Source organism: Mucilaginibacter gotjawali (genome assembly GCF_002355435.1).
Lineage (GTDB): Bacteria > Bacteroidota > Bacteroidia > Sphingobacteriales > Sphingobacteriaceae > Mucilaginibacter > Mucilaginibacter gotjawali.
The window spans coordinates 4,366,814-4,380,178 of sequence record NZ_AP017313.1 but is presented as its reverse complement, the minus strand read 5'-3'; the positions used below and the strand labels follow the sequence as shown (position 1 = coordinate 4,380,178).

The window sequence follows — 13,365 nt, the reverse complement described above, 5'->3', positions numbered from 1 at the left end:
ATTTAAAAAGCCGGATAGCTGAAAAATATAGAAATGAAAGAGATCAAAGCCATAATTAGTGCTTACGATAAAATAGATAAAGCCAAAACAGGTGCGGCCCTGGCAACGGTTGTGAGGGTAGAAGGATCATCCTATCGCCGTACCGGCGCAAGGATGCTGGTTACCGACGACGGTGTTTGGGTTGGCGGGATCAGTGGTGGCTGCCTGGAGGGTGATGCATTGAAGCGTGCACGCCTGGCTATCGCCAAATCCGAGTCTTCCTTAATAACTTACGATACTACCGAGGATGATGCCTACCAGATTGGCGTTGGACTGGGTTGCAACGGGATTATTGATGTTTTGTTTACCCCGCTGCAATATCAGGATAAAAACAACCCGGTGGAGGTTTTAAAAACCTGCGTGGCTGCTAACAGGCAAACCAACATATTGGTCACCATTACCAACCTTGAGGGTTTTTGGCCGAATGTTCGGACCGGCAACGTGATCCGGTATAAAACGGTTCAAAGCCTGGCTGTATTTGCTGATGCTGCGATCGAACAACAGTTAGAGGAACATATAAACGCCCAAATTGAAAGCGGAAAATCAAGGCATGTCGGCATCAGGAAAGCGGGTGGCGAAAAATTAGCGGTATTTATTGAAATTTTGCTGCCCGAAATCAGGCTGGTTTTAATGGGCCATCAATATGACATCTACCCGCTGGCCAGGCTCACAAAGGAGGTAGGCTGGCAGGTAACCATGGTTTCAAACCCGCTGAAGATAAATACCAGATTAGTGGATACTGTGGATGCTATTTTTAGCTACGATCAGTTAAGCGATATCCGGATTGACCAGTACACTGCCATCGTGCTGATGGCGCATGATTATAAAACCGATAAGGCAAATTTGCCAAAAGTGTTGCAGACGGCGGCTTTTTATATCGGGATGCTTGGCCCAAGGGTGCGCTCAGAAAAGATATTTAATGAGCTGGCCACAGAAGGCCAATCTATATCCGGCGAATACATGGCACGTATTTATGCGCCGGCCGGCCTGGATATTGGCGCATTAAGCCCCGAAGAGATTGCTTTATCCATCATTGCCGAGATAAAAACTGTTTTTTCAAAAAGAGGGGGTACCTTTTTAAAATTTAGACATTCACCTATCCACGAAAGAAGCTAAATTTTTTTACATTTGGTTGTCACTCTGTTGCCGGCTTGGCTTAGCAGGAGGGCTTGCTTTTATGTTTTTTCATGGCTGATCGCTGGAAAGCCTGAAATATTTATGCTGTCTTTTAAAATTCTACATATGTGTAAACGTTTTTTTCTGTTGTCCTTTATTATTGTTATTGCTACAATAAATCTTTCAAGGGCCCAAAACTTGCCCCTTATTCCGATGCCGGCACATTTGGTTAGGGGAACTGGAACTTTTGATATCAGCCCGCAAACAACTATAATTATCCCGCATGGTTATTTTAGCGGCGAAGCTGATCAGCTTAACCAAATTTTGATAAAAGGTTTGGGTAGAAGACTGAAGGTTATAAACTCACGGGCATCGCATTCTATTCAACTGGTAAATGATGCATCTATGACTGCCCCAGAAGCCTATGGCCTTGAAATTACTCCTTCAAAGGTCACCATTTCAGCCGGATCGCCTGCCGGCATATTCCACGCAATCGAAACCATCAGGCAATTATTGCCGGCAGAAATTGAAAGCGGAAAAACCTATAAGCATCTTTCAATACCTGCTTTAAAGATCAACGATGCCCCGGCATATGCCTGGCGGGGGATGCACCTGGATGTTTCGCGGCATTTTTTTGGCATCAGTTATCTTAAAAAGTTGATTGACGTAATGGCGCTGTATAAAATGAATAAACTGCACCTGCATTTAACTGACGACCAGGGCTGGCGCATCGAAATTAAAAAATACCCGAAGCTTACCGGGGAAGGCGCATGGCGCTCGTTCGACATAAACGATTCAGTTTGCATGAAACGGGAGAAAGACAACCCTGATTTTAAGATAGATGGTTCACATATTATCCATCGTGACGGGAAAATACTTTACGGCGGATTTTATACCCAGCAGCAAATGAAGGCCCTGGTGGCTTATGCCGCTTCCAGGCACATTGATATTATCCCCGAGATTGACATGCCGGGCCATATGATGGCCGCGATCAACGCTTATCCATTTTTAACCTGTAACGAAGTAAATAAAAAGAACGATTTTAGCGAACCGATCTGCCCCTGCAACGAAAAGACTTTTGAATTTGCTGAAAATATTTTCACCGAGATTATGGCTATTTTTCCGTCGGAATATATCCATATCGGGGGCGATGAGGTGGAAAGGTCTCAATGGGCAAAATCTCCGGCTTGCAAAGCATTGATGGAGCGTGAAGGTATAAAGGACCTGCCGGCGCTGCAAAGCTACTTTATCAACCGGATGGAAAAATTCTTCAACTCAAAAGGTCGTAAATTGATTGGCTGGGACGAGATTATTGAAGGCGGCATAAGCCCGACCGCGAAAATTATGTACTGGCGCACCTGGGTACCTGATGCACCGGTTAAAGCAGTAAAAAATGGCAACCAGGTAATTATGGCGCCAGGTGAGCCGCTGTATTTTGATAATCAGCCCGACCAATATTCGGTATATAAAGTATATCACTTTAATCCTGTTCCCAAAGGCCTGACGGCAACTGAGGCTGGATTAATTATTGGCGGACAAGCCTGCACCTGGTCGGAAACCATACCGTCGGAGAAGCGGGCTGATTATATGATTATGCCCCGCATGACTGCGCTTGCCGAAAATTTATGGACAAACCAGCCAGGCGAGTACGATTCATACACGCAAAGGCTAACCCTTCAATATAAACGACTGGATGCCTTAAAAGTACATTACCGGTTGCCAGATCTTCCGGGCATGATTACCGAAAATGTATTTACCGATGCAGATACCTTGTCGGTTAAGAAACCACTTGATGCAATGCGGATTTTTTATACAACCGATAATACATTGCCGACTAATTCATCAACAGAATTGAAAGGTGCTTTGGTGATTAGTAAATCACAAACTATAAAGCTTGCTGCATTTACGCCCAACGGCTTGCGCGGGGATATTTATACACTCAACTATAAAAAGGAAAAATATGCCGAAGCTGTTACAGCCTCAGCAACAAAGCCGGGATTGGTTTGCAGCTATTACAAAGCATTTTTTAAAAGCAGCCAATTAATTACCGGTAAACCCGACAGCACATTTACCAGCAACAGTATTACTGTTCCGGAAAGCGTAAAAGCGCCGTCGTTCGGGTTACAGTACCGGGGATATATTGACATACCGGCTGATGGCATTTATAGTTTTTATTTAACTTGCGATGACGGCGGCATTTTGAAAATAGCCGGCGGCGAAACCGTGAATAACGATGGCCTGCACTCCGCTATTGAAAAGAACGGGCAGGTTGCCCTGCGCAAAGGTTTACAGCCCTTCGCGCTTGATTTTATTGAGGGCGGGGGCGGCTTCACCTTAAAATTAAAATACAGTATAAACGGGTCGGCCCCGCAGGAGATCCCATCCTCTTGGTTCAAAAATTAATGCCTGATGAAAAACAGATTAACAGCACTTTTATTTTTGTTAAGCAGTGCGGCTGCATTAGCGCAACCCGCGCCAAAACCATATGGCGTATTGCCTTCAACCCGGCAGTTGCGCTGGCAGGAAACGGAGATGTATTGTATAGTACATTTTAGCATGGCGACTTTTACGGATAAGGAATGGGGCTACGGCGATGAGCCTAACCAAACTTTTAACCCCGCCCATTTCAGCGCGATGCAAATACTGGGTGCAGCAAAAGCCGGCGGGTTAAATGGCATTGTTGTAGTAGCCAAGCACCATGATGGGTTTTGCCTTTGGCCTACAAAAACTACCGGCCATAATGTGAGCAAAAGCCCGTACAAAAACGGGCATGGGGACATTTTAAGGGAGTATGAACTGGCCACCCAAAAATTAGGAATGAAAATGGGCGTGTATTGTTCGCCATGGGACAGGAACAACCCGATTTATGGTACACCAGAATATGTGACTAATATTTACCGCGAACAATTAAAAGAACTTTACAGCAATTACGGGCCGCTGTTTATGTCGTGGCACGATGGGGCCAATGGAGGAGACGGGTATTACGGAGGCACACGCGAAGTACGGAAGATAGATAAATCAACCTATTACGGCTGGAACGATACCTGGTCGATAACCCGTAAAATGCAGCCTGGCGCTTGCCTTTTTGGAGATGTGGGCCCTGACGTTCGCTGGGTGGGAAATGAAGAGGGCCATGCCGGCGAAACCTGCTGGGCTACATTTACCCCACATGCCGAGGAGGGGGATGTCCCTTCAAACGGCAACGTAAAAGCATGGGAAAGCGTTGACGGTACCCGCGGCGGTAAATATTGGATCCCGGCTGAATGTGATGTGCCGTTAAGACCGGGATGGTTTTACCACCAGTCGCAGGACGGCAAATCAAAAACGCCGTATCAATTGGTTGATCTTTACTATAAAAGTGTCGGTCGTGGCGCCTGCCTTGATCTTGGGCTGTCGCCTGATAAAACCGGGCGGCTCACCACTGAGGATGTTGACAAGCTGAAACAGTTTGGGCAGATCATCAAAAAGACTTTTGCCGTAAACCTGGCACATGGTGCGACCTTTATTGCTGACAATGTAAGGGGCCATAATTTGGCAAAATACGGGCCCGAAAAGTTGATGGATAATGATCGTTATTCGTACTGGGCCACTGATGATGCAGTTACCAATCCGCAACTTACCATCAACCTGCACACGCCGAAGACTTTCAATGTGATCCGCCTGCGTGAGAATATCAAACTTGGCCAGCGGATTGATTCGGTTGGGGTGGAGGCCTGGCTGGCCCACAAGTGGACAAAAATAGCCGGGGTTACCTCCATTGGTGCCTGCCGGTTGATCCGCTTACCGCAAACCATTACCTCGTCAAAAATCAGGTTACGCATAAATGCGCCCGTTTGTACCGCGTTAAGCGACTTCGGATTGTTTAAGGAGCCTGTGCATTTAACCGCGCCTGAAATTATGAGGGATAAGACCGGCAGTATCTCCATCGTTACCGAAGCACCGGTTGAAAGCATCCATTATACGCTGGACGGCAGTGAACCAACAATTAAATCAGCCGTTTATTTAAAACCCATTCTTTTAAAAGAGGGTGGTTTGCTAAAGGCGGCGGGATTTGACGGCCCTTCGGCACGCAGTGAAGTAGCTGTTAAACAGTTCGGCCTGTCCAAACAGAATTGGAAAGTACTTTCAATAAGCCCATCATCCGGAAATGCGCAATCAGCTATTGATGAAGATCCATACACAACATGGAATACCACAGAAAAGGAAATGCCGCAGGAGATCAGCATATTATTAGGTGAAGAGCGATTGATAAAAGCGTTTACCTATCTGCCAAGGCAGGATCAGAAGTTTGATGGTATTGCTGATCGTTACACTTTCAGTACCAGCACCGATGGGGTAACGTGGTCGCCGGTTGCGGAAGGTGAGTTTTCCAATATCAAATCAAACCCGATTGAACAAACGGTTGTGCTCAAACAGCCGGTGAAGGCAAGCTATTTTAAATTTACGATAAAGCATGTGGTTAGCGGTAATGGAGTATCTGTTGCCGAAGTGGGTGTAATAGAACGATAAAACTTTGGTGAATTGGAAAACAATACAAAAAGAAGGCAATTTATTAAACAAGCCGGCTTAGCGGCTATTGCCACAATGGTTACGGCAGAAGGCTTTCCGGCAGATTTAACAAAGCCGCAAAATAATGGTAAAACAGTAACGGTTTTATTCCAGGGCGATAGCATAACAGACGGCGGACGGTCATTCAACCAGGACTGGAATCATGTTTTAGGTCAGGGCTATGCTTACCTGGTTTCAAGTATGCTTTGGTATCAATATATTGGCCATAACATGATGTTTTATAACCGTGGTATAAGCGGCAATACGGTTTTAGATCTGCAGGCAAGGTGGCAGCAGGATACAATTGATATAAAGCCGGATATCCTGAGTATTATGGTAGGGGTTAATGACGTTTACGGGGTGATACATAATAAGAACCCAAGGACGGCCGAACAGTTCAGGGCAGACTTGCAAGCCTTGTTAAAGCAAACAAAGCAGGCACTTCCGGAAACAAAAATTGTAATATGCGAGCCTTTTATTTTGCCGTTGGGGCAGGTAGCAGATGCCCCCGAACGCTGGCAGAATGAAATTGCGCCGCGCCAGGCAATAGTTAAAGAGCTGGCTGCACAGTTTGATACTGCCTTTATCCCGCTGCAACGGCTATTTTTATCGGCTTGCAATAAAGCCCCGGCTGATTACTGGATTTGGGATGGCATCCATCCCATGCCTGCAGGACACCAGCTCATAGCGGATGAATGGATTAAAACGGTGAAAAAAGAATTTAAATTCCCTGTTTAAAGGGCAACCCCCGGAGATAAAAGCAAAAAAGTTCCCGTAACATGTTTACGGGAACTTTTTTGCTTAAAGTGAAATTGGACTTAATGTTCCAACCCGGCTTTAGGGATTATAAATACGATTGTAATAACCTCGATTTAGAATTTTGTCTCAAACGCATCAACGCTTTATCTTTTATCTGGCGTACACGTTCGCGGGTAAGGCTAAATTTTTCGCCGATTTCCTCAAGGGAATGAGCCGTGCTGCTACCAAGTCCAAAAAACAATACGATCACCTGGCGTTCGCGTTCAGCTAATATTCCAAGCGAGCGTTTGATCTCCTGGGATAGTGAGTCGATGATCAGCATACTGTCCGTGCCTGCATCTGTACTTTGCATCACATCCAGCAGGGTGTTTTCTTCTCCAACTACAAAGGGGGCGTCAAATGATAAATGACGGCCTGCATTGGCTAAAGAGTCGGATATCTTTTCAACGGTTGTCTCCAGATCCTCGGCCAATTCTTCAGGTGTAGGTACCCTTTCAAATTGTTGTTCCAATTTTGAAGATGATTTGCGGATCTTGCTTAAAGAGCCCACCTGGTTAAGCGGCAAACGAACAATCCTGCTCTGGTCTGCTACTGCAGACAAAATAGATTGACGGATCCACCATACCGCGTACGAAATAAATTTAAAACCTTTTGTTTCGTCAAAACGCTTTGCAGCTTTTATCAGGCCAAGGTTTCCCTCATTGATCAGGTCTCCAAGGGTTAATCCCTGGTTTTGGTATTGCTTTGCAACCGACACCACAAAACGAAGGTTAGTTTTTGTCAGGCGTTCCAATGCGGCCTGGTCGCCTTCGCGTATTTTTTGTGCCAGTATCACTTCTTCCTGCGCGGTGATCAGGTCAACTTTAGCGATTTCGCTTAAATATTTATCCAGCGATTGTGATTCGCGGTTTGTTATTGACTGGGTTATTTTAAGTTGTCTCATGTAATTACGGCAAAGGTAGTTAAAGTTATGTGGTTGTAATGTAAAGTGATTGAAACAGAGGTATTTATTTTACACTGTGATTTGGGGTGAAAAAAGCTTCAAGTATTTGATTTATAGTATGTTGGGTAAAAATTTGCCGTAAAGTGAAATTTAAATAATTTTTCGGCAACTAAATAAATGCTTATTAATTCTGAAAAATGATTAATATTATCGGCAAAACCCCGCTAAGCTTTAACGAAATGGACTTTGAAATGTTCATTAAAGAAATCCCAATTTTTCCTTCAGGCATTTGTGGCAACAATACCTTTTTACCGGGCAGTCAAAATAACGCGAATTTTATAAAGAAATTCGGATGAATTAGCATGATTTTGAACGTATCGGTATGCCCGCAGGGACAACGGGCCGGAATATCAGCTAAATCAGCATAATTTGAAGTAAATTATGATACGCTTACTTTCCCTTACGCTTGATCATTACTTTAACCGTTTTATAAATAATATCCAGGTCGGAATTTAGATTAATGTTTTGCAGATACAACAGATCGTACCGCATGCGCGTACACATTTGATCAATATTTTCGGCATATCCATAATGTACCTGGCCTATGGAGGTGATTCCGGGTTTTAAGCGCAGTAATTTTTTATAGTTGGGTGTTTTTTCGACAATTTTTTCAATAAAATGCTGGCGTTCAGGGCGGGGGCCCACTACCGACATTTCACCTTTTATAACGTTCCAGAATTGGGGCAGTTCATCCAGCCTGGTTTTACGCATTACATTTCCCCATTTGGTTATTCTTGGGTCGTTGTCGCGCGAAAGCTGCGGTCCGAATTTTTCTGCGTCGATGCGCATGCTTCTGAATTTATAAATGTAAAATGGCTTGCCATTTCTTCCTATTCTTTCCTGCCGGTAAAATGCGGGCCCTTTTGATGTTGTTTTAGTTATTAACAGGAGGATCAAAAAAATAGGCGAACCAATCGTCATAACCGCAACTGAAAAAGTTACATCAAAACAGCGTTTTAAAAGAAGGATCTTATTGCTTACCTCCGAATTTGGTTTAATAAGTAATACCGGCAGGTTATCGTAGTTAACCAGCTCAGCGTGATTGTCATTCAATAACAATCCCGACACTACTTTTATCTTGATAAAATTATCGTCGCCCAGCCGGATAAGGTGCTGCAATAATGCTTCGTCCATCATTTTGTAGCAAATAACTATTTCATCAGGCTTGCTACTAAGGATTTTGCTGCTCAGGGCGTCTTGCGGAATAGTACTTAATTGATCTTCTGATATAAAATCAACCAGGTCATACCCGTATTCGCTGTGTCGTTTCAATGAATCCATCAAACGGGCGGCTATGCCTTCATCTCCAATAATCAGGATCTGGCGGTGATTATAGCCTCTTTTACGATAATAATCGAGCATAAAGAAGAGGATACACCGCTGGACAACAATAAATAACGAGAACAGTGAATAGCCCATAACAATGCCCGATTTTGAAATGTCATAGATCTCGAAGAAGTAAATTACTGCGAATACAAGCAATAAATGATAGATCAGTGTTGACAGGAACCGGTTAATGTTATCCTTTAGCACTAATGGCCGCCTGACGGTATAATTTTTGGATGCGATGGATACCAAGACCCAGGCAACGTTAAAAAGTAAAACAAAAACGCGCGAAACACTGATAGGTGAATACGTGTTGTGAACCACTAGGTATGAGATATATAAGGCTATATTCAGCAGCAACCAGTCACAAAAAAAAACAAAAGAAGGGAGGTGTTTAGAGTAGCGTACAGACATGGGGTATTAATTAATATATACTATAATTAATTTTTTAAAAATAATATTATTAATTAATCAAAGCTGTTAATTAATAATATTTTTTTTAAACTAAATATCAACTTTGACTCCAAACTTGCGCCGATGGAAATTAATAGTGATTTAGCAGGAGGGAATTAGGAAATTAAATTTTGGGGTAAAATGCCACGCAAATAATTAATGAGCTGATTTCTAAAATGTTGAGATGAGAACAGGGACGCGTGTTGGGCAATTTCGACTGGGCTGAAAAGAGTTATATTATTTTCAAAGCGGTTTACTGCATCGATTATTGATGCAGCGGTCTGTTCACTAAAATAAACACCTGTCTTATTTTCTATTACAGTTTCTGTAACGCCGCCTTTGCCATAGGCAATTACCGGGGTGCCGCAAGCTTGCGCCTCTACAGGCAAAATGCCAAAATCTTCTTCGGCGGCAAAAACAAAAGCTTTTGCTGTTGACAGATGACGTTTTAATACGTCAAAAGGCTGATACCCCATCATAACAATATTATCGGCGGCCAGATTTTTTATTTTTTTAAAGTCAGGCCCATCGCCGATAACAATTAGTTTTTTATCGGGCATGCCGTTGAAGGCTTTTACAATCAAATCGATCTTTTTATAGGGTACAAGGCGCGAGCATGTTAAATAAAAGTCTTCACGCGCTAAACAAATTTCAAAATCCTCAACAGCGACATTCGGGTATATGGTAGTACTTTCGCGGTTATAAATTTTTTTAATTCGTTTGCCGATATAATTTGAATTTGAAATAAAGTGATCAACCCTGTTGGTGCTGGCGATATCCCATTGCCTTATTCGGTGCAATACTAATTTAACAAAGAAACCTTTAAGCCCTGTGTCAAGCCCGGCCTCCCGGATATACTGGTGGTAGAGATCCCAGGCATACCTCATCGGCGAATGGCAGTAACATACATGCACCTGGCCTGAATGCGTTAAAACCCCCTTTGCAACAGCATGTGAGGACGATATAATAAGGTCATATGATGAAAGATCAAATTGCTCGATCGCCAAGGGGAAAAGAGGCAGATAATTCCGGTACTTTGTTTTTGCAAATGGTAAATTTTGAATAAACGATGTGGTGACCTTATGCCGCCCGAGGCCTAAACTTTTAATCGTCTCATCGCGGGCAACAAGTGTATAAATATCAGCTTCCGGAAATAATGATGCAATTTCTTTAAAAACGTTTTCCGAGCCACCAATTACGGTGAGCCATTCCTGGATAAGTGCAACCTTCATATATTAATTCTCAATTATTTGGTTAAAAAGCCTGATGTGGCTGTCTGCCGCATTTTTCCAATCAAATAATTTTATTCTCTCCAAACCTTCATTTACCATTTCATCCATTGTGGCTTTATCAGTTAATACTTTTTCGATTGCATTTTTTAAATCATACTCATTCATCGGATCGAAGTACAATGCAGCCTGCCCGCAAACCTCGGGGATGCAGGATGCATTTGACGCTATTACCGGGCAGCTATTTAGCATAGCCTCCAAAGGCGGTAGCCCGAAGCCTTCATAAACAGTGGGGAATACAAATAAGGAAGCGTTTAAATATATACCATTCATATCGTCATTATCGATATAACCGGTAAAAACTACCCGATCCCGTAATTCATCATTCGCGTTTACCCAGTCTATCAGATCGCGATCACCTGTTATAAAGCCATCTTTTTTTCCTGCAATAACAATTTTATAAATCGATTTAAATCGCTCGTTTAATAACAGAAAAGCCTTTAATAATGTTTTCAGGTTTTTGTGAGGTTTAACATTACCAACGAATAAGATATATTTTGCCGGTAGTTGATATTTTTCACGGACCGTGCCGGGATTTACATTAGTTACGCTTTGTTCCACCCCATTATAGATCACCGCTATTTTTCCGGGATTGCACGCGGTATATTTTATTATTTCACTTTTTGAAAAATCAGACACGGTAATAATCGCATCACTTGTTTTTACGGCGTTATTGATTACAACTTTGGCATACAGTTTTTGTTTTAATGAAAGGTCTTTATAAAAAGCCAGGTGATAAACGTCGTGTATGGTGACTACTTTTTTTTCACATTTAATACCCAGTAGCGGGACATTGTAATGAGGCGACCAAAATATATCAGCATGTGATACTAATTTGGGGAGCTGAATTTGTTCACCTATAGAGTAAATTGGAGCGTTGAAGGCGATCACTTTTGCCGGAGGCGTAAATTGAGCCAGTTGCTCCGGATTCCCAAGCAAGGTTACATCATATTCTTTGATGATAAACGGCAGCAACATCCGCAGATATTTCCCAATGCCTGAATGATATATCATCCGCGCATCAATTGTAAGCCTAATTCTGCTGTCCGCCATTTTGTATACTGCCCATATTAATATGCTTTATATAACCTAAACCCAAAGCAAAAAACACCCAAATAAAGAGCGAATATTGTGGTGCAATGCTGAGCATTGCCGTTATATTAAACAAAATCCCGATTAAAAACATATTGTTATATTTAGAATAGTTGCGGTAATGCCAAAACTTGCGCAAACACGACAACAAGAAACCCAAAAGGAGTAAACCGCCAATTATACCCTGTTCACTTAAAACAATTGAAAATAAATTTTGGGGGAACGAACCCGGTTGCAACGTTTCGCCAAAACTTATAATCCCCATTTTGTTTTCAAATAAATACATATAATAAACACTGTTGCCTACACCTACGCCCGTTAGCGGGTGCGATAAGAATATTTTTACGCCAATGCCAGTAGTGTAACTTCTAAACCCACCACTATCCATTGTATGATCAGGGCTTGTAAAAAAGTTTTGGATCTTATTTAAAAAGAACCCATTCAAAAGGTCGTTCAGGTCAAAATAAAAAGCTGCAAAAATAATGGTGGCTATAAAAAATCCTGTTAAAAAGAAGATTGAAAACCTTGTTTTAAAACTATTTTTCAGGAAAAACGCCGAAAGGAAAATTATCGCGATTAATGATACCAGGGCCGTTGAAAAAGTAGTTATTAACGACAAAATATTGATTAACAGAATTAACCGCCATATATTTTTGTTAAATAAATGCTTTGAATACACTGCAAATAAGCATACCCAGGTTTGATATAATACATAAAAACTTGGCTCCTGTGATAGCCCTGAACTGCGGAAACGAAAATCTGATTTGTTTTGTATAAACTGCGGCAACTTACCGATGACATCAACGGTGCTCATAGCAATGAGTGAATAGATTGATATGAATGTCCCTGTTATAATGATTAATTTAGCTACCCTGTCAAAATTTTTATAAATAAAATTGGCTCCTATAATTCCATTTATCGCGCAGAAATTAAAGAACATATACAGCAATTGTAAAAGCGGGAATACATAGTAATTGAATTTGAATGAATCCGCATCAGGGTAATAAATATAAAAACCTGCAGGATAGTCCAGAAAAAAAACAGAATACAGATAACTTAGTACAGGAGATACTACAAAAAAGCCAAACGCTATGATAGACGTGTACGAATTAAACTTAAAATGCTTTAAATAAACAAAATCAATTACCAACAACGCCAGTGCTGCCAATTCATATAGTTTAAAGCTGCCTCCAATCCTTATAACGGGAAATTGCTGAAAGCCTATTAAAACTATAATGAGAAGTATAAGGTTATCTGTTATAGATATGTTTTCTAAATCTTTTTTCATTAATTACGCCCAAAAACGACTCCACTTTTATTAACATCCTTTAAGATTAATGAATGGGCGCCTACTACCACATCATCAACAATTTTTACCGGACCTAAAATGGATGAATTGCAGCCTATATAAACGTTATTGCCTATCTGCGCGGCTATTATTTCTCTATTTTCGATAACACCAATAGTCACGCCCTGAAATATGGTGCCATTTGAGCCTATTTTTGAGGTTTTATGAATAATGATCAAAAACGGGTGGGGGAGCCTTAGCGTAGTGATAGCGTTAAGATCTCTGAAAGTATCGGGGTGTATTTCGCAATGATAAAGCGCCTGGTTTATAAGTTTCCGTAAAATTTTAAAAGGAAGTTTTATAATGAGTTTTTTTTCAAAATAAAGTATCATCAGCACGATACGGGCATGAAATCCATTTAACCTGAATATACTCTTGATATCTTTTATCAT

General features: G+C 41.8%; 10 protein-coding genes. 4 read left to right on the top strand and 6 right to left on the bottom strand.

Annotation, left to right across the window (positions count from 1 at the left end):
* The first annotated feature begins 33 nt into the window (after window positions 1–33).
* The 4 genes from MgSA37_RS19240 (at window position 34) to MgSA37_RS19225 (ending at window position 6,441) form a co-directional block, all read left to right on the top strand.
* Window positions 34–1,155 (top strand): XdhC family protein, encoded by a 1,122-nt coding sequence (locus MgSA37_RS19240; protein ID WP_096354204.1) that lies wholly within the window; start codon window positions 34–36, stop codon window positions 1,153–1,155.
* 126 nt (window positions 1,156–1,281) lie between these two features.
* Window positions 1,282–3,558, top strand: a complete 2,277-nt coding sequence (locus MgSA37_RS19235; RefSeq protein WP_232010685.1) for a family 20 glycosylhydrolase — start codon at window positions 1,282–1,284, stop codon at window positions 3,556–3,558.
* Window positions 3,559–3,564: 6 nt separating this feature from the next.
* The gene (locus MgSA37_RS19230) at window positions 3,565–5,664 is read left to right on the top strand and encodes an alpha-L-fucosidase (protein ID WP_096354202.1); all 2,100 of its coding nucleotides are present in this window, start codon (window positions 3,565–3,567) and stop codon (window positions 5,662–5,664) included.
* Window positions 5,665–5,676: 12 nt separating this feature from the next.
* Window positions 5,677–6,441, top strand: coding sequence for an SGNH/GDSL hydrolase family protein (locus tag MgSA37_RS19225; protein WP_096354201.1), 765 nt, complete (start codon window positions 5,677–5,679; stop codon window positions 6,439–6,441).
* Window positions 6,442–6,547: 106 nt separating this feature from the next.
* Here the strand turns inward: MgSA37_RS19225 and MgSA37_RS19220 are convergent, their stop codons facing one another.
* The 6 genes from MgSA37_RS19220 to MgSA37_RS19195 form a co-directional block, all read right to left on the bottom strand.
* A complete protein-coding gene (locus MgSA37_RS19220) occupies window positions 6,548–7,405 on the bottom strand; it encodes a sigma-70 family RNA polymerase sigma factor (protein WP_096354199.1) in 858 nt (285 codons plus the stop codon).
* 450 nt (window positions 7,406–7,855) lie between these two features.
* The gene (locus tag MgSA37_RS19215) at window positions 7,856–9,205 is read right to left on the bottom strand and encodes a sugar transferase (protein WP_096354198.1); all 1,350 of its coding nucleotides are present in this window, start codon (window positions 9,203–9,205) and stop codon (window positions 7,856–7,858) included.
* Window positions 9,206–9,360: 155 nt separating this feature from the next.
* Complete coding sequence (locus tag MgSA37_RS19210) at window positions 9,361–10,476, bottom strand: glycosyltransferase family 4 protein (RefSeq protein ID WP_096354196.1); 1,116 nt, start codon at window positions 10,474–10,476, stop codon at window positions 9,361–9,363.
* Between the two features lie 3 nt (window positions 10,477–10,479).
* Window positions 10,480–11,547 (bottom strand): glycosyltransferase family 4 protein, encoded by a 1,068-nt coding sequence (locus MgSA37_RS19205; RefSeq protein WP_096357601.1) that lies wholly within the window; start codon window positions 11,545–11,547, stop codon window positions 10,480–10,482.
* 19 nt (window positions 11,548–11,566) lie between these two features.
* The gene (locus tag MgSA37_RS19200) at window positions 11,567–12,913 is read right to left on the bottom strand and encodes a hypothetical protein (protein WP_096354195.1); all 1,347 of its coding nucleotides are present in this window, start codon (window positions 12,911–12,913) and stop codon (window positions 11,567–11,569) included.
* The gene (locus MgSA37_RS19195; RefSeq protein WP_096354193.1) at window positions 12,913–13,365 is read right to left on the bottom strand and encodes an LbetaH domain-containing protein; all 453 of its coding nucleotides are present in this window, start codon (window positions 13,363–13,365) and stop codon (window positions 12,913–12,915) included. The genes MgSA37_RS19200 and MgSA37_RS19195 overlap by 1 nt, the downstream gene beginning before the upstream one ends.